This is a genomic window from Parendozoicomonas sp. Alg238-R29 (assembly GCF_947331445.1).
In the GTDB taxonomy this organism is placed as follows: domain Bacteria; phylum Pseudomonadota; class Gammaproteobacteria; order Pseudomonadales; family Endozoicomonadaceae; genus Sansalvadorimonas.
In genome coordinates this window covers 1-16,453 of record NZ_CAMZOG010000012.1, presented here as the reverse complement: position 1 = coordinate 16,453, position 16,453 = coordinate 1, and the positions used below count along the sequence as shown (strand labels likewise).

Sequence of the window (16,453 nt, the reverse complement as noted above, 5' to 3'; positions counted from 1 at the left end):
TCAATGTCTCTGGTGGGCGATGACGCCATGATAGTGGATTTTAGCTGGCTCTTCCCAGCTCTTAGTGGCTTTGTGGGTATAAACCCTTGTGGTGAAGTTTAGGACGCTCCCGAAAATGCCCTTTGGGGCTCTGAAAGCAGTTATTCGTGGCGTCAGGCTTGCTTAATGTAGAATAACTACGATCTTCATAGGTTCTTCTAACGTCTGACTGCTTTCAGGAGCACTGAGTCGGATGTTTAATTGTGAACGCACCTCACCCTCCCTATAATGAAGCGCATAATAAGGGCCAGTTTCAGGATTTACAGATGGCTAAACAAGCAGCACAACCAACTCAAGAAGAAATGAACCGCCTCTTCTGGCATAGCCGCCGTGGCATGTTGGAGCTTGATGTTCTTCTGGTTCCATTTTCCAAAGAAGTTTATCCGAGCCTGAGTGAGGAAGATAAAACCTGTTACAACGATCTGCTGGCTTGTGAAGATGCGGATCTATTTGTCTGGTTTATGAATAAGGAAGAGCCCGAAGAGAAGCGTTTTGCCACAATGGTGGCGAAAATTATTGAGCGTTCTCGTTCTCTTTCACCGGTACATTGAGCGAGCTATCTATTGATTTGCAGCTCGGCCAGTCTGCCCTTTGGTTAAGGCTGGCTCTTGGTATTCATATTTCTACCGCTGTTATTCCTCTTTTTTCTGTAGTGGCGTTTTGGTTTTTATTGATGTGGCCACTTATTGCACTTTCTTTCTTTTATTACCTTCGCAGGGATTATTGGCGTTGTGCCCCTCGGTCAGTAAAGAGGCTTCGTTTTTATCGGAACTCCTGGAAGGTTCAAAGTGTTACCGGTGCCTGGTTTGATGCAGAGCCTGTTGGTGAGAAATTAATCACACCGTTTTTAACAACGATGTCTTTTCGGGTCGTGAATGGCGGAAAAACAGAGCGAAGAAAGGTCGTGATCTTTAAGGATTCTGTGCATCCGGAGCCTTTTCGTCAGCTCCGGATGTACCTTCTTCTCGGCGGTTGAATGTACTCAAAGAGGCGGAGTTAGAATCGTATCCGCAACTGCTGGCAACTTCTCCGGATAATCCCTGGTGTAGTGAAGCCCTCGGGACTCGCGCCTTGATAGCGCGCTCTCGACAATCAGCTCGGATACCTGGGCCAGATTTCTCAATTCAATAAAATCGCTGCTGATCTGGTGGTGACTGTAGAACTCGTTAATCTCCCGCTGTAAAAGAGATATACGGTTCTTCGCTCTGAGAAGGCGCTTTGTGGTGCGTACGATACCCACGTAATCCCACATAAATCGGCGCAGTTCATCCCAGTTGTGGCTGATGACAACATCTTCGTCAGAATCTGTCACTTTGCTTGCATCCCAGGCTGAAACCTGAATGTCCAACAAAGGAGTGTCGAGTTGTGACTCTATATGACTTGCGGCAGACCTGGCATAAACAAGACATTCCAGCAGGGAGTTACTGGCCAGTCGGTTTGCCCCATGCAGCCCCGTGTAGCTGGTTTCACCAATAGCATAGAGGCCATCAATATCTGTTCTGCCTTGATGGTTAACCAGAAGGCCGCCGCAGGTATAGTGGGAAGCGGGAACAACCGGGATGGGTTCTTGAGTAATATCAATGCCCAGTTCTTTACAACGATTGTAAATGCCCGGGAAGTGATCCTTGATAAATGCAGCAGGCTTGTGGCTGATATCAAGATAAATACAGTTAGCTCCGAGCCGTTTCATTTCATGATCAATAGCTCTGGCAACTATATCTCTGGGAGCAAGTTCGCCATGTTCGTCAAAACGATGCATAAACTGCGAACCATCGGGCAGCAGCAGGCGACCACCTTCTCCGCGTACCGCTTCTGAGATTAAAAAGGATCGTGCATCAGGATGATAAAGGCAGGTCGGATGAAACTGGTTGAATTCCATATTGGCAACCCGGCAGCCTGCTCGCCAGCCCATGGCGATACCATCTCCAGAGGCACTGTCTTCATTGCTGGTATAGAGATAAGCCTTGCTTGCTCCACCTGTGGCCAGGACAACTGACTTTGCCCGGAACATATTGACACTGTTGTTGTCAATATCCAGCGCATAAGCGCCTATGCAGCGGTTATTGCCAGATATACCCAGCTTGTTGGTGGTAATCAGATCAATGGCCAGATGGTTTTCAATCAGATCTATTGAAGGGTGGCTTTTAGCGTTTTCCAGCAGGGTGTTGCCGATTGCCTGCCCGGTGGTATCTGCGGCATGGATGATGCGACGCTGGCTGTGTCCACCTTCACGAGTGAGGTGGTAGTTTTCACCGTCGCTATCGCGGGTGAAAGGAACACCTTGATCAATCATCCACTGAATAGCAGCAGGGCCATTCTTGGTGGTGAAGCGGACAGCTGGCTCCTGACATAAGCCCGCCCCGGCAGTGAGAGTGTCGCTGACATGTTGATCAACGGAGTCGTTATCCGTTAAAACAGCAGCGACTCCTCCCTGAGCTTTCCAGGTGGCGCCTGCTTCCAGTGACCGTTTACTGAGTACGGCGACTCTGGCTGTTTCGGCAAGATGCAGAGCCAGAGTGAGGCCGGCAGCGCCACTGCCAATAACCAGGGCGTCATAATAAAATTCGCGTTGCATGTCTGCTGGCATAGAAGAAAACGGTGCTATCGAAAAGTTGTGCTGAGTTGCATAATGTTTTTGCTAGAGTGAATCTTAAGGCACAGATGTATCAGAGGAAATGATTTGAATGCCATATTCAATGGTATTTTGTTTTCTGGATGGATTTTGCTGAGGAAGTTTCACCGCAGGCCGCATTTACTTGAGTTTTTGTTGAATTGAGTTTGGCGCTTCACGGGTAAATTGCAGGTGTCTGTCATCGGAATTTCACAAAATTGAAAAAAATGAATCAAATCATGGAACTTTTTGTTAGCTCTACTGTCTACTGTGTTAGATCGGGGCGAATGCTTTTTGGCGTAGGCTCTACAGCTCGCCAAAAACGTTGAGGGCAGCATATGGCAAGTGCACCTGAAACCGATCAGCAGCTGGTTGAACGGGTTCGCAAGGGGGATAAGCGTGCATTCGATCTCCTTGTTATTAAATACCAGCATAAGATTCTTGGCCTTGTAGGCAGCTACGTCCATGACTTTCAGGAAGTGCAGGACGTAACCCAGGAAGCTTTTATCAAAGCATACCGGGCTATGGGGCAGTTTCGCGGAGACAGTGCGTTCTATACATGGTTGTACAGAATTGCAATCAACACCGCGAAGAATCACCTGGTATCCAAGGGCAGAAGACCCCCGGATACGGATGTGGATGTCTACGACGCTGAGTCCTATGACAATGCTTATCCACTGAAGGATCTTGAGACTCCCGAGAACAACCTTCAGAAGAACCAGGTGGAAGAAGCGATTTTCGGGGTGATTAAAAGTCTGCCGGATGAATTGAGGACGGCAGTAACACTGAGAGAATTTGAAGGCCTGAGCTATGAAGAAATAGCGCAGGTTATGGATTGTCCGGTCGGAACTGTTCGCTCTCGAATATTCCGTGCCCGGGAGGCGATCGACAGAGTGATCAAGCCTCTGTTGAACCGGACAGCTTAATGTTTTGAGTATTTTGGCCCTTGTTGGCTGCTGGGGGATGAGTGAAACTGACAATAACCAGTGAGGTGTCCTATGGGTGATACCAGCAAAAAGACCCAACAGCATCTGCGCGAATCTCTCTCCGCGCTGATGGATGGTGAAGCCAATGAGTTCGAAATGCACAAAGTGCTTGAACAACTTGGTGAAGATCGGGACCTCAGGGATGCGGCTTTAGGCTACCAGCGTATCGGCGAAGCTATTCGCCATGAAAGTAATGATTTTTCCGGTGTGGATCTTTCCAGCTCAATCAGTGCTGCTCTTGCAGATGGGCCTGCTCCAGAGATGGAAACAGCATCCAATGTTCATTCCATTAATAGCAGGAAGGGATTGTTTGCGAACCTTGGTCGCTTGGCTGTGGCAGCTTCTGTGGCGGCAGCTACAGTGGTTGGTGTGCAAACCTGGAATGTGGCAAACCGTAACGATGCTGATGCTGGTGTTGAGCTAGCCACAGTAGAAACTGTACCTGTTCAGGCTCCAGTTCCGGTCAATGTGCCTTCTGGCCATCTGCCATCTGCAGATATGTTTGGAGCCAGAGGTTTGCAGGCAAGTTTGGGAATCAACCAGTCAGGTATGACACCTGAGCAGATGAACCAGGCTCGCATTTATGCTGACCGGGTTGCCCAGAGTCGTTTCCGTGCTTATATGTTGGAGCACGCAGAGCAGACAACGGCCAGTGAAAGCCATGGCATTGTTCCATTTGTGCGTGCTGCCAGCTTTGAAATCACCCCCGGAGCTTCTGAATAGAAGCTCCGGGTGTTCTCGCCCCGTCTGGCAGGGGTGTACGGATTTGACTGAAAGAGATATTTATGGGTAAAGGAAAACTCGGCTCTGCAAGAAGTGATTTTTCAACTGCCATTTTGTTTTCTGCGGCTCTTTTTAGTTGCAGCCTGTTTCTAATCTCTCCCGCAAGTCGTGCGACTTCAGAGAGCAGTTCACCCTCTTCCCCTTCCCCTAAAATCATTCCAGCACTGGCTGCTCCAGCAGACTGGCTGATGCGAATGGTTTCGGCACCAGACCGCATTTCTTACCGGGGAGTATTAATCTACGAGAATGCTGCTGGTCTGATGACATTTCGGGTGTTTCATCAACCTACTGAGAAAGATATTCTCGAGCGCCTGATTTATCAGGACGGGCCTTATCGGGAAATTGTCCGAAAAGGTGATCAGGTCGCCTTTATTCGTCCGGGTGGGGATGTCAGTCGTTTCCACTCTGAGGGTATGAGTGCTCTAATCGAGCGGATCGCGAATTTTCAGGATGATCTACGGCGTTCTTATCGTCTCTTGTTTGGCGGCGAGGATCGTGTAGCTGGAAGAACGGTTCTTCGTATAGATGTGCAGTCCAGGGATAATCATCGCTACGGTTTTACTCTCTGGCTGGATCGAGAAACTGGGCTTTTGCTGCGTTCGGAAATGATTGGAGAAAAAGGGGCTGTGCTTGAGCGTATGCAGTTTGCTGACTTTTCCATTCAGGAAGCTATTCCTTCAAAAGATCTGGAGCCTTCTCGGGAAGTAACTTGGGTTAAGAAAGAAGCGGTTGCTAACAAGTCGGATTCAAGCGAAGCCAGTCCGTCAGGCTGGGACGCAGGCTGGATTCCTGCAGGCTTTGAGGTGACAGGCTACAACCGAATCGACAGCCCAGTGTCCAAGCAGAAGGTGGACAGCGTCCTTTACAGTGATGGCCTTTCTGCGTTTTCTGTATTTGTTGAAGAGGATGAGTCCCGCGTGCTGGGGCCAGCGTCCGAGCAGATTGGTGCAACTTCTGCAGTATCCAGAGTCTTTCGCAAGGGAGATACCTATTATAATGTCACGGTTATCGGTGAAGTACCTTTGGGTACAGCCGAACGGGTAGCTGTGTCTGTGAAACCTCAAAGATAAGAAAAGAGGTTGCACTCCTTCCTGAGTGGATCACATTAAGTAGATTTAGAACATCATGATTGAAGAGCGTGGTCGTATAGTAAAAGTCGATAAAGACTTCGTCTGGGTAGAAACTCTCCGAAAAAGTACCTGTGGTAGCTGTCAGGCTCAAAATACATGTGGTCATGGGATCATGAGCCGATTGAAGCCTTCTCGCAATCATGCCTATATTCGTGCAGCCAATCGTTATCCGTTGAATGAAGGAGATGAAGTGACGATTGCTTTGGCTGAGGATGCCGTTGTATCTGCCTCTTTCCTTGTTTATCTGATTCCACTCCTGCTTCTTATACTGAGTGCTGTTACCGGTACAGAGTTGAACTTTGCAGAGCCGATAGTGATTCTATTAAGTCTGTCAGGGTTGCTGGCAGGATTTGGTTTTGTGCGTTGGTGGGCTGCCCGCGCAAAAGTAGAGAGTCGATACCAGCCAGAGGTACTGTACTGGCATGTGCCACTTTCTACTTCAGAAAACTCCTGAAAGGATATGTCCCGGGAGTTGTTTCCAGAAACTTCAATGATTGTTCATTACGGGAAATAGCATTCATGATTCAATATGGATTCCGCCTGATCGTAACACGATCAGGAACGTTGTTATTCAGTTTGGGGATGGCATTACTCTGTGTCTTTTTGCTGGTGGCAAAACCGGCAGTTGCTGAGAATCTTCCTGATTTTTCCACGTTGGCGGAGAATGCTTCTCCAGCCATTGTGAATATCAGTACCATGACCAAACCTAAGCGTGACCGCGGCCAGATGTATGGCCCTTACGGTGAAGAGCTGCCGGAAATTCTGCGCCGTTACTTTGGCTTCCAGATTCCTGATGAGCGTGGCGGTGCTCCCCAGCGGGAGTCCCGTCCGCAGCCACAGTCACTGGGCTCAGGCTTTATTATTTCTAAAGATGGTTATGTGCTGACTAATAACCATGTTGTGGACGGTGCAGATGAAATTATCGTGCGCCTGAATGATCGCAGTGAATACAAAGCCAAACTGGTTGGTGCGGATAAGAAGTCTGATCTTGCTCTGCTGAAAGTCGAAGGGAAGAATCTACCTGCAGTGAAAATCGGTGATTCTGACACCCTGAAACCCGGCCAGTGGGTGTTTGCTATTGGTTCACCTTTTGGTTTCGATTATTCGGTCACCAAAGGAATTATCAGTGCCCTTAATCGCAGTCTGCCGACTGAAAACTATGTTCCGTTTATTCAAACAGATGTGCCCATTAATCCCGGAAACTCTGGTGGTCCACTGCTGAATATGGATGGGGAAGTTATTGGTATTAACTCCCAGATTTACACTCGCTCTGGTGGCTTTATGGGACTGTCATTCGCCATTCCTATTGATGATGCTATGGATGTAGCCAAGCAGCTGCAGGAAGACGGGCAGGTTCGCCGCGGATGGCTGGGCGTGATGATTCAGGATGTTGATCGCAATCTGGCAGAATCTTTTGGTTTGAAACGCCCCCATGGTGCATTACTGAGTCAGGTGCTTCCTGACGGGCCGGCTGCCAAGAGTGGTTTGCAGGCTGGCGATATCATTACTCGCTTCAATGGTCGTGAAATCAAATTCTCCAGTGATCTGCCAATCGCTGTTGGTCGTGCGCCCGTTGGCAAGAAAGTTGATGTCGTACTGATGCGGCGTGGCAAGGAAGACACTATCAGTGTAATGGTTGGCGAGCTGCCCAATGAGAAAACAGGGTCTGTTCGCAGCAGTATGCGTACAGATAATCGTTTGGGTATCTCTGTCTCCAGTCTGGATGATGGGGCTCGAGCCCGTCTGGGGCTTGACGGTGACGTCAAAGGTGTTGTGGTTACGGAAGTGGGTACAGGAGTTGGTCGTGCTTACGGTCTGCGCAGCGGTGATGTAATCACCCATATCAACCATGAGGATGTGTCCACTACGGAAGTGTATCAAAAGATAACCAGCTCTTTACCTGTTGATAAAACTATTTCCATGCGCCTGATTCGCAGGGGCGTTCCTGGCTTTATTACTTTCCGGCTATCCGCGTAATGGTATGTTCCGCCCTGAGTGATTTCAGGGTGGACTGTTTATCAGGCTTTTGATTGTTTGTTCAGTCCTCGCCACCGAATTCATAAATAGCTCAATTCATAGTCTTTCTATGTGAGTGCTGTTCTCTGGGTTAAGGTTTTCCAATGGAGGCGATGATGTGGTTAAGGTGAATAGCGGCATTCAGGCAAATACGGTAAACTTCCGCTCATATTATTGTTTACATGATCCAACCCGCGACTTTGTTGCGGGTTGGTTTGTTAAGGGGGGGAGTCGTAATCTGTGCTTCAACACCCTGAAAATAAACCGGAGATTGCGTTGCCCGAGCGGGGCGAACGCTGAGTAACTGACGGTGAGCAACCTGAAAAACATTCGCAACTTTTCCATTATTGCCCATATCGATCATGGCAAATCTACATTGGCTGACCGTTTTATCCAGGACTGTGGTGGCCTGAGTGACCGTGAAATGCAAGCTCAGGTACTGGACTCCATGGAGCTTGAGCGGGAACGGGGCATTACCATCAAAGCCCAAAGCGTAACGCTGGATTATCAAGCGCAGGATGGTGAAATTTATCAACTGAACTTTATCGACACTCCAGGGCATGTTGATTTCTCCTATGAAGTCTCTCGCTCACTGGCTGCCTGCGAAGGTGCCTTGCTGGTTGTTGATGCGGCACAGGGTGTTGAAGCGCAATCTGTTGCTAATTGCTATACAGCAATCGAGCAGGGGCTGGAGGTTATGCCAGTCCTGAATAAGATGGACTTGCCTCAGGCTGAACCGGAGCGTGTTGCTCAGGAGATTGAAGAGATTATCGGTATTGATGCTACCGATGCTGTTCAATGTTCAGCGAAGAGTGGATTGGGAGTTCAGGATGTTCTGGAGCGACTGATTGCGACAGTTCCTGCCCCGGAAGGGGATCGTGACAGTTCTTTACAGGCTCTGATTATCGACTCATGGTTTGATAATTATCTAGGTATTGTTTCTCTGGTACGGGTGATGAATGGAACCCTGCGTAAGGGAGAAAAAATGTTCGTTAAGTCTACCAAAGAAACGCATCAGGTAGACGATATCGGCATATTTACTCCAAAGCGGGAGTCTACAGGTATTCTTCAGGCTGGCGAAGTGGGTTATGTTGTTGCCGGTATTAAGGACATTCATGGTGCGCCTGTGGGGGATACGCTGACCCACACAAAAACTCAGGATGTGGATGCCTTGCCGGGTTTCCAGACAGTGAAGCCTCAGGTGTATGCAGGATTGTTCCCGGTTAGTTCTGATGATTTTGAGAACTTCCGTGAAGCGCTGGAAAAACTCAGCCTGAACGATGCGTCGCTGTTTTATGAGCCTGAATCCAGTGATGCTCTGGGTTTTGGTTTCCGCTGTGGTTTTCTGGGTATGCTCCACATGGAGATTATCCAGGAACGTCTGGAGCGTGAATACAATCTGGATTTGATTACAACAGCACCAACGGTCATTTATCAGGTACTGATGAAGAATGGAGACACCGTAGAGGTGGATAACCCTTCTCGCTTGCCTGACCCTGGTGGTATTGACGAAATTCGTGAGCCTATTGTTCGTGCCAACATCCTGGTACCACAGGATTATCTTGGTAATGTGATCAGCCTCTGTGTTGATAGGCGTGGTATTCAAAAGGACATGCAGTTTACTGGTGGGCAGGTTTCCCTGGCTTATGACCTGCCGATGAGCGAGGTTGTACTGGATTTCTTTGACCGCCTGAAGTCTGTTAGTCGCGGCTTTGCATCCCTGGACTATAGTTTTGACCGTTTCGAAGCGGCCAACATGGTTAAGATGGATATCCTGATCAATGGTGAGAAGGTTGACGCCCTTGCCCTGATTCTGCACAAGGATAACTCCCATGGCCGTGGTCGTGACCTGACCGCGAAGATGAAGGAAATTATTCCTCGCCAGATGTTTGATGTGGCTATTCAGGCTGCATTGGGCGGTCAGATTGTTGCCAGAACCACCGTTAAGGCTCTGCGCAAGAATGTAACAGCCAAGTGTTATGGTGGCGATGTTTCCCGTAAGCGTAAGCTGTTGGAGAAGCAGAAGGCCGGTAAGAAGCGTATGAAGCAGGTTGGTCGAGTGGAAATTCCACAGGATGCCTTCCTTGCAGTGCTGAAAGTAGACAAATAAACAGCTGGTACTGTTTGATCCTGAGGATGGGTTTTGCAGTAGTGGTAGCCATAAGTGAGGGAGCGTCTCTGTAGCAGAGGCTTCCTTCATGAGAAAAAGGGCATAACGAAACGTGATGGATTTAAATTTTCCTCTGATTCTGGTGGTGTTGGTTTTTGCCACAGGGCTGGTTGCATTGATAGATCGTCTTGCACTGGCACCGCGGCGTATGAGAGCCGTGGAGTTATATCGGGATCGGGTTGATGTTCCTGATGAAACTACGCTGGAAGACCTTGAGCGTGAGCCGGTTCTGGTTGAGTCCTCAAAATCTGTTTTCCCTGTTCTTTTACTTGTTCTGGTGCTGCGTTCGTTTCTGTATGAGCCCTTCCAGATTCCTTCCGGTTCTATGCTGCCAACCTTGGAAGTGGGTGATTTTATTCTTGTGAATAAATACACCTATGGTTTGCGGCTGCCAGTGGCTGGCACCAAGGTTTTGTCGGTGAATGACCCCCAGCGCGGGGATGTAATGGTGTTTAAGGAGCCGGCCAATCCGAATATTAATTTCATCAAGCGGGTAGTTGGTGTTCCCGGGGATTCTATTCGTTACGCCAACAAAACACTTTATGTGAATGGTGATCGAGTTTCCGAGAGCTTTATTGGTGAACGTCTGGACGACTACGACAAGCGCTTTGGTACTCGCCCTGTTTATCGCATTTATGATGAGACCATCGGCAGCGTAACCCACGAAATTCGCAAGGATATGATGATTCCCAATCGCCGTGCAGAAGGGGAGTGGGTTGTCCCTGAAGGAAACTATTTCGTGATGGGTGATAACCGGGATCGCAGTAACGACAGCCGCTTCTGGGGCTTTGTACCTGATGCCAATGTTGTGGGTAAGGCCGTTTATATATGGATGCACTGGCCAAGCTGGACGGATATCCCCAACTTCCGTAACAATGGTTCCGTAGAATAAAATGTTTCAGTTGTGATAGAGGCGGCATTTTGAGCTTTTGTGTGAGCTTTGAAATAAGGAAGAATCGCCCATAATTAGAATAAAAAGGGGATCGCCATGAAAACAATGCAAACCCAAAAGGGAGCTTCGGCTCTTGGGGTGCTGTGCTATACAGTGGCAGGGTTATTCTGTTTGATGGTGTTGTTTAAAGTAGCGCCAGTGTACATGGATAACTTTTCTGTGCGATCCGTTCTGGACTCTTTGGATGAACGCTCCAATATACGCCAGGCTCGGGCAAGGGATGTAAGAGATTGGATTAGCAAAGGGTTTCAGGTGAACGGCATCCGGGATATACCCGGCGATGCCATTCAGGTACGTCAGGAAGGAGCCTTTCTGGTGGCCGATGTGAACTATGAACGCCGTATCGATTTTATTTCAAATATCGATGTTGTGATAATTTTTGAGAACAGCTGGAAAATCAAACAGCAGTGAAATCTTCGTTAGACAAGCTGGAACGCAAGTTAGGATACTCCTTCAAAGACCCTGATCTCGCAGTTCTGGCGTTAACACACCGCAGTTGTGGCGGTCGTAACAATGAACGTCTGGAGTTCCTCGGGGATTCCATCGTTAACTTTCTGATTGCTGAAGATCTCTTTCGGCGCTTTCCTGAGGCCCGTGAAGGGCAGTTGAGCCGTCTGCGCGCACGCATGGTGCGGGGGCAGACTCTAGCTGAGCTGGCTCGTGAGTTTGGTTTGGGTGACTTCCTGCTGCTGGGTTCCGGTGAGCTGAAAAGCGGAGGTTTTCGTCGGGAATCCATTCTGGCAGACGTTGTAGAAGCTTTGCTGGGAGCGATTTATCTGGATTCTGGAATGGAAACTTGCCGTGAACGTGTGCAGGTATGGTATGCCTCACGCCTCAGTTCTCTGTCTGTGACCGATCAGCACAACAAAGATCCTAAAACCCGCTTGCAGGAACACCTTCAGTCTCGCCAGCAGAAGCTGCCAGACTACGAACTTCTGAGTATTGAGGGTAAAGCCCATGCCCAGACCTTCAAGGTTTGCTGTCATGTTGAAGGTTTGTCCGATACAGAAGGAACAGGTAGCAGTCGACGTATTGCTGAACAGCAATCCGCCCGCAGAGCTTTGGTCTCTCTGGGTGTGGAGGTGGAAGAATGATCGAGCAGGCAGTTTCTCTGGGGCGTTGTGGTTATGTGGCTATTATCGGTCGCCCCAATGTTGGTAAGTCTACGCTGCTGAACAGAATTCTTGGCCAGAAGCTGAGCATTACTTCCCGTAAGCCCCAGACGACCCGTCACCAGATTCACGGCATTAAAACTGAAGGCGAAGTGCAGGCGATCTATGTAGATACGCCGGGAATGCACCTAGGGGCTGAAAAGGCCATTAACCGTTACATGAACCGTGCGGCCACATCTTCTCTGGCTGATGTGGATGTGATCATTTTCCTGGTTGATCGCCTGCGCTGGACCGAAGAAGACGAAATGGTTCTTGAGAAGATCAAGAATGCCAAGGCGCCTGTTATTCTGGTGGTTAATAAGGTTGACCGTTTGGATGATAAAAGTGGATTGATTCGCTGGTTGGATGAGTTGTCCCGAAAGATGGACTTTGCTCATATTGTTCCCATGGCTGCCAAGAATGGCCACAACGTGGATCGTCTGGAGCGCTTGGTAAACGGCTTCCTGCCAGAGAGTGTGCACTTCTTTGGTGATGACCAGATTACTGATCGCAGTTCTCGTTTCCTTGCTGCTGAACTGGTTCGTGAGAAAGTGATGCGTCAGTTGGGCGATGAACTGCCATATCAGATCACTGTTGAAATCGAAGAGTTCAAAGATGTTGACGGTGTTTTGCATATTGGTGCTTTGCTGTTGGTTGAGCGTCCGGGGCAGAAGAAAATTGTCATCGGAGACAAGGGTTCTCGTCTGAAAACAATCGGTCGTGATGCCCGCCTTGATATGGAAAAACTATTCGATAGCAAGGTTATGCTGAACCTGTGGGTGAAAGTGCGCAGTGGTTGGTCTGATGACGAGCGTGCACTGGCAAGCCTGGGTTATAACGATCTGGCGTAATTTTTTCACGTTTATGGCAGAGCTCATTCAGGGAGTGAAAAATGCTGGCGCGTTCAGTTGATCTTCAGCCTGCATGGGTTCTGCATACCCGCCCTTATAAAGAATCAAGCCTGTTGGTTGACCTGTTAACCTGGGATCATGGCAGAATCTCTGTGGTTGCCAATGGGGCTAGAGGTTCCGCGACCAAAAAAGGTAAGCCCCGCCGTGGGCAGTTGCTCCAGCCTTTTGCAGAGCTTCTGGTTAGCTGGACAGGTAAAACTGAACTGAAAACCTTAAAAGCCCTTGAGCAGCAACGAGTGCATGCTCTTATGGGGGCAAGGCTCTTCAGCGGTCTTTACGCCAATGAACTTCTTCAGCGATTAATGCAGCCCTGGCAGTCCGTTGATGGCGTTCCTGAGCTTTACCAGTGGCTTCTCGAACATCTTGCTGGAGATGCTTCCCTTGAGTCGGTTTTGCGACTCTTTGAAAAACAACTTCTGGATTGCCTGGGTTATGGCTTGCCCCTTGGCTGTGATGTTGGATCGGGAGCAGACATGTGCGCAGATAACTACTATCGCTACGATCCTGAGAATGGTTTCTGGCGGCTTTCTGGAAGTGATTCTGCATCTGTTCCTAACCGCTTCTCTGGAAAGGCCTTAATGGAGCTGGCAGTAGGGCAGGTTTCTGAGGCTTCGCTGCCGGAATTGAAGCGTCTAATGAGAATGGCTATTCACCCGCTGTTGGGTGAGAGAGTATTGCGAAGCCGAGAGCTGTTCCGGGCACCTTAAGTTATCCATGCGTTTTTGGTTGGGTGCCGTTGTCTGTTTCTGTGTATTATCACTTCAGTACATAAACCTGTAGAACGAATAACGAGTAAGGCATGATCCCGATTAATAGAATTCTGCTTGGTGTGAATATCGATCATATTGCTACGCTGCGTCAGGCTCGGGGAACTCATTACCCAGATCCTGTGAAAGCGGCGTTGGATGCTGAGCAAGCCGGTGCTGATGGTATTACCCTCCACCTCCGTGAAGATCGTCGTCATATCCAGGATCATGATGTTTACCGCTTGAAAGATCTGCTGCAAACCCGCATGAACCTCGAAATGGCAGTTACCGATGAAATGCTGGCTATTGCCGAAGAGGTGAAACCTTCCCATGTTTGCCTGGTTCCCGAAAAGCGCGAAGAGTTGACCACTGAGGGTGGTTTGGATGTCGCAGGGCAGGAAGACCGTATTCGCGTTGCCTGTGAGCGTATGGCTGAAGTTGGTGTAAAGGTGTCGCTGTTTATTGATGCGAATGAAGCGCAGATTAAAGCTGCCAAGCGTTGTGGAGCCCCTTTCATTGAATTGCATACCGGCGCTTATGCTGATGCAGAAACCGATGAGGAGCGTAAAGCAGAGCTTGAGCGTATTAGTAAAGGCGTTGAACTGGGTGTTGAAGAAGGCTTGATCGTGAATGCTGGTCACGGCTTGAACTATCAGAATGTTGAACCTGTTGCTGCGATTCCTGGCATCTGCGAACTGAATATTGGTCATGCCATTATGGGGCGGGCTATGTTTACTGGCCTGACTGAAGCGGTGCGTGAAATGCGTGCTTTGATGATTGATGCTTCCCGTTATCAGCAGGTTGCTCAGTGATTGTGGGTATCGGCACCGATATTGTCTCTGTGGTGAGAATGGAAGAGGCACTGCAGCGTTCAGGTGAGCGTTTTGCTCGCCGTATTCTTACAGACAATGAGTATCAGGTGTTTGAACAGAGAAACTGTTCGGCAATTTATCTTGCCAGCCGTTTTGCGGCAAAAGAGGCTGCATCAAAAGCTTTGGGGACAGGTATTGGCAAGGTGTCGTTTCAGGATCTTGAAGTGAGCAATCTTGAGTCCGGGGCTCCGATTCTCACCTTGGAGGGCGCTGCTCTGGAGTTGCAGAAAGAGCGTAGTATTTCCGGTGTGCATATCAGCCTCTCTGATGAGGCTGAATATGCTCAGGCATTTGTTGTTCTGGAATCTGCGTAATGAAGAGGCGTCTTAAAACGGCGCTTCCTCTTCCTCTTCCTCTTCCTCTTCCTGTTCCTGTTCCTGTTCCTGTTCTGAAGAAATTGTCGCTTTAGTTTCCCAGACGGACTCTTCTTTCTCCTCTTCTCCCCCCATAACCGTTATCAGCTCTTTCAGGAATTCGGCAAGAGTTCCTGCCATAAGAGTGAAGTCTGCATCAAAGCGGCTGGCTTCATCTTCCGCATTAAGGCTTTCGGACTGTTCCTGCAGAGTGTCGGTGAACTTCAGTCGGCGAATCAGGAAGTCATCACCAATAATGCAGGACAAGGCTTCGTTCCAATGGATGGCAAGTTTGCTGACTTGCATGCCGGTGTTGAGATGATTAATGATTTCGTCGGCCAGTACATCGTGGCGTTTGCAACGAATAGTGCCCCCATCTTCACCAAGATCTTTAAGTTCGCACTCATCTCCAAGAGTTATAGAGCTGGGCAGGGTGGCGGCCTGTTGTTCGAGCCACTGGGTCATGGTGGCCGCAGGAGAGTTTGCCAGCGCAGGTGGAACAACGGGCAGGGAGCCAAGGGCGCTGCGTAGGGTGCTGGTTAGCTCTTCTGCTTTTCGGAAACTGCTGGCGTCAACTATTAACCATCCGCCACGGGTATCTATATAGGCGCGGGTTATCCCTGAGCGGGTAAATGCACGGGGCAGAAGGTCAAGGGTGGTTTCATCTTTGATCTGATCTTTTTCTTTTTTGAAAACTTTACGGCCCTGGTCGGCTTCTATCTGGTCAACTTTCTGATTAACGGCATCTCTCACAACGCTTGTGGGCAAAATGCGTTCTTCTTTCTTTGCGGCCAGTGTAAGGAAGTTGCCACTCTGATGGAGAAGTGTTTCGCCGTTGGGAACTGGTGATACCCAGCCATAGGATGACAGCTCGGTTTTTCCGCAAGGGCGAAAAGGCTGCTGGCTCAGACCTTCTTCGAGTGTTTCTGCTGTTATGTCAGTGTTCTGACTGAAACGGTACAGGACAAGGTTTTTAAACCACATAAAGAAGCTCCGGCGGACTGGTTTTCGATATTTGTTGTCCAGTTTGGCAGGGTCGGGTTCTGAGTTCCATAGCTGCCTTTTACGGGTGGCCTATGTCATAGCAATGAATCAGAAGCATACGACAGATGCATGGGAGCCGCAGGGGCATCGCAATCAAACCTAAGCTTCGGAAATGAAAGGGATATTCCTATTGCACATGGTGCAGGATGCTGCTTATAATGCGCGCCGTCTTCACGCAGTAACACAAGTACTTAAGTCTGTGGGACTGAAAACCTTTCAGGAATCTCTTAGAGATAATCGATAGGGAAAGATCGGGTGATTAGCTCAGCTGGGAGAGCATCTGCCTTACAAGCAGAGGGTCGGCGGTTCGATCCCGTCATCACCCACCAAATTCGAGAAGCTTGTCGAGAGTGTTATGTTCCTGACAAGATTATCTCAAAAAGTTAGCGCGGACCGGTAGTTCAGTTGGTTAGAATGCCGGCCTGTCACGCCGGAGGTCGCGGGTTCGAGTCCCGTCCGGTCCGCCATTTATTCATTAATTTGATAAATGTTGGTCAGTGAAGAAAATTATGCTGGATCAGCGGTCTGGCAAAGCGCTTTTATTTTTGTATAATGCGCTTCCTGATTGTTCTCATAGAGAATGATCAAAGGCTTAGGTCAGTTTAAAGATTTTTGGGTGATTAGCTCAGCTGGGAGAGCATCTGCCTTACAAGCAGAGGGTCGGCGGTTCGATCCCGTCATCACCCACC

Annotated in this window: 17 protein-coding genes and 3 tRNA genes; 18 read left to right on the top strand and 2 right to left on the bottom strand. The window is 49.0% G+C overall.

Annotated elements, in window-relative coordinates:
- Positions 1-305: 305 nt before the first annotated feature.
- Both QMA35_RS04910 and QMA35_RS04905 read left to right on the top strand, forming a co-directional pair.
- On the top strand, positions 306-590 hold the full coding sequence (locus QMA35_RS04910) for a succinate dehydrogenase assembly factor 2 (protein ID WP_281646017.1): 285 nt from the start codon (positions 306-308) through the stop codon (positions 588-590).
- On the top strand, positions 587-1,015 hold the full coding sequence (locus QMA35_RS04905) for a protein YgfX (protein WP_281646016.1): 429 nt from the start codon (positions 587-589) through the stop codon (positions 1,013-1,015). The genes QMA35_RS04910 and QMA35_RS04905 overlap by 4 nt, the downstream gene beginning before the upstream one ends.
- Before the next feature lie 6 nt (positions 1,016-1,021).
- Here the strand turns inward: QMA35_RS04905 and nadB are convergent, their stop codons facing one another.
- Positions 1,022-2,614, bottom strand: a complete 1,593-nt coding sequence (nadB, locus tag QMA35_RS04900; protein ID WP_281646015.1) for an L-aspartate oxidase — start codon at positions 2,612-2,614, stop codon at positions 1,022-1,024.
- 374 nt (positions 2,615-2,988) lie between these two features.
- Between nadB and rpoE the strand changes: the two genes are divergently transcribed.
- The 13 genes from rpoE (at position 2,989) to acpS (ending at position 14,681) form a co-directional block, all read left to right on the top strand.
- Complete coding sequence (gene rpoE, locus QMA35_RS04895; protein WP_281646014.1) at positions 2,989-3,576, top strand: RNA polymerase sigma factor RpoE; 588 nt, start codon at positions 2,989-2,991, stop codon at positions 3,574-3,576.
- 72 nt (positions 3,577-3,648) lie between these two features.
- Positions 3,649-4,359 carry a sigma-E factor negative regulatory protein gene (locus QMA35_RS04890; protein WP_281646013.1) on the top strand — a complete coding sequence of 237 codons (711 nt, stop codon included), beginning with the start codon at positions 3,649-3,651 and terminating at the stop codon, positions 4,357-4,359.
- A gap of 62 nt (positions 4,360-4,421) precedes the next feature.
- A complete protein-coding gene (locus tag QMA35_RS04885; RefSeq protein ID WP_281646012.1) occupies positions 4,422-5,489 on the top strand; it encodes a MucB/RseB C-terminal domain-containing protein in 1,068 nt (355 codons plus the stop codon).
- Between the two features lie 55 nt (positions 5,490-5,544).
- The gene (locus tag QMA35_RS04880; RefSeq protein ID WP_281646011.1) at positions 5,545-6,003 is read left to right on the top strand and encodes a SoxR reducing system RseC family protein; all 459 of its coding nucleotides are present in this window, start codon (positions 5,545-5,547) and stop codon (positions 6,001-6,003) included.
- A 65-nt stretch (positions 6,004-6,068) separates the two neighbouring features.
- Positions 6,069-7,526, top strand: coding sequence for a DegQ family serine endoprotease (locus QMA35_RS04875; RefSeq protein ID WP_281646010.1), 1,458 nt, complete (start codon positions 6,069-6,071; stop codon positions 7,524-7,526).
- 349 nt (positions 7,527-7,875) lie between these two features.
- Positions 7,876-9,675: a translation elongation factor 4 gene (gene lepA, locus QMA35_RS04870; RefSeq protein ID WP_281646009.1), complete on the top strand. Its 1,800-nt coding sequence runs from the start codon at positions 7,876-7,878 to the stop codon at positions 9,673-9,675.
- Positions 9,676-9,790: 115 nt separating this feature from the next.
- Entirely contained in the window at positions 9,791-10,627 is an 837-nt protein-coding gene (lepB, locus tag QMA35_RS04865; protein ID WP_281646008.1) for a signal peptidase I, read from the top strand.
- 96 nt (positions 10,628-10,723) lie between these two features.
- Positions 10,724-11,098 carry a DUF4845 domain-containing protein gene (locus QMA35_RS04860; protein ID WP_281646007.1) on the top strand — a complete coding sequence of 125 codons (375 nt, stop codon included), beginning with the start codon at positions 10,724-10,726 and terminating at the stop codon, positions 11,096-11,098.
- Positions 11,095-11,781: a ribonuclease III gene (rnc, locus tag QMA35_RS04855; RefSeq protein WP_281646006.1), complete on the top strand. Its 687-nt coding sequence runs from the start codon at positions 11,095-11,097 to the stop codon at positions 11,779-11,781. The genes QMA35_RS04860 and rnc overlap by 4 nt, the downstream gene beginning before the upstream one ends.
- On the top strand, positions 11,778-12,689 hold the full coding sequence (gene era, locus QMA35_RS04850) for a GTPase Era (protein ID WP_281646005.1): 912 nt from the start codon (positions 11,778-11,780) through the stop codon (positions 12,687-12,689). The genes rnc and era overlap by 4 nt, the downstream gene beginning before the upstream one ends.
- A gap of 41 nt (positions 12,690-12,730) precedes the next feature.
- Entirely contained in the window at positions 12,731-13,456 is a 726-nt protein-coding gene (gene recO / locus QMA35_RS04845; protein ID WP_281646004.1) for a DNA repair protein RecO, read from the top strand.
- 92 nt (positions 13,457-13,548) lie between these two features.
- Positions 13,549-14,307, top strand: coding sequence for a pyridoxine 5'-phosphate synthase (gene pdxJ, locus QMA35_RS04840; protein WP_281646003.1), 759 nt, complete (start codon positions 13,549-13,551; stop codon positions 14,305-14,307).
- Positions 14,304-14,681 carry a holo-ACP synthase gene (gene acpS / locus QMA35_RS04835; RefSeq protein WP_281646002.1) on the top strand — a complete coding sequence of 126 codons (378 nt, stop codon included), beginning with the start codon at positions 14,304-14,306 and terminating at the stop codon, positions 14,679-14,681. The genes pdxJ and acpS overlap by 4 nt, the downstream gene beginning before the upstream one ends.
- A 12-nt stretch (positions 14,682-14,693) precedes the next feature.
- Here the strand turns inward: acpS and rdgC are convergent, their stop codons facing one another.
- Complete coding sequence (gene rdgC, locus QMA35_RS04830) at positions 14,694-15,704, bottom strand: recombination-associated protein RdgC (RefSeq protein WP_281646001.1); 1,011 nt, start codon at positions 15,702-15,704, stop codon at positions 14,694-14,696.
- Between the two features lie 313 nt (positions 15,705-16,017).
- Between rdgC and QMA35_RS04825 the strand changes: the two genes are divergently transcribed.
- The 3 genes from QMA35_RS04825 to QMA35_RS04815 all read left to right on the top strand — a co-directional run bounded on the left by QMA35_RS04825 (position 16,018) and on the right by QMA35_RS04815 (position 16,451).
- Positions 16,018-16,093: transfer RNA gene (locus tag QMA35_RS04825), tRNA-Val, on the top strand.
- Between the two features lie 61 nt (positions 16,094-16,154).
- Positions 16,155-16,231: transfer RNA gene (locus QMA35_RS04820), tRNA-Asp, on the top strand.
- A 147-nt stretch (positions 16,232-16,378) separates the two neighbouring features.
- Positions 16,379-16,451, top strand: a tRNA-Val gene (locus tag QMA35_RS04815).
- Positions 16,452-16,453 lie beyond the last annotated feature (2 nt).

Bases quoted from the DNA above. Each gene is read 5' to 3' on its own strand.
- QMA35_RS04910 (WP_281646017.1), top strand. From the start codon at position 306: ATGGCTAAACAAGCAGCACAACCAACTCAAGAAGAAATGAACCGCCTC.
- nadB (WP_281646015.1), bottom strand. From the start codon at position 2,614: ATGCAACGCGAATTTTATTATGACGCCCTGGTTATTGGCAGTGGCGCT.
- rpoE (WP_281646014.1), top strand. From the start codon at position 2,989: ATGGCAAGTGCACCTGAAACCGATCAGCAGCTGGTTGAACGGGTTCGC.
- QMA35_RS04890 (WP_281646013.1), top strand. From the start codon at position 3,649: ATGGGTGATACCAGCAAAAAGACCCAACAGCATCTGCGCGAATCTCTC.
- QMA35_RS04885 (WP_281646012.1), top strand. From the start codon at position 4,422: ATGGGTAAAGGAAAACTCGGCTCTGCAAGAAGTGATTTTTCAACTGCC.
- QMA35_RS04880 (WP_281646011.1), top strand. From the start codon at position 5,545: ATGATTGAAGAGCGTGGTCGTATAGTAAAAGTCGATAAAGACTTCGTC.
- QMA35_RS04875 (WP_281646010.1), top strand. From the start codon at position 6,069: ATGATTCAATATGGATTCCGCCTGATCGTAACACGATCAGGAACGTTG.
- lepB (WP_281646008.1), top strand. From the start codon at position 9,791: ATGGATTTAAATTTTCCTCTGATTCTGGTGGTGTTGGTTTTTGCCACA.
- QMA35_RS04860 (WP_281646007.1), top strand. From the start codon at position 10,724: ATGAAAACAATGCAAACCCAAAAGGGAGCTTCGGCTCTTGGGGTGCTG.
- era (WP_281646005.1), top strand. From the start codon at position 11,778: ATGATCGAGCAGGCAGTTTCTCTGGGGCGTTGTGGTTATGTGGCTATT.
- recO (WP_281646004.1), top strand. From the start codon at position 12,731: ATGCTGGCGCGTTCAGTTGATCTTCAGCCTGCATGGGTTCTGCATACC.
- pdxJ (WP_281646003.1), top strand. From the start codon at position 13,549: ATGATCCCGATTAATAGAATTCTGCTTGGTGTGAATATCGATCATATT.
- rdgC (WP_281646001.1), bottom strand. From the start codon at position 15,704: ATGTGGTTTAAAAACCTTGTCCTGTACCGTTTCAGTCAGAACACTGAC.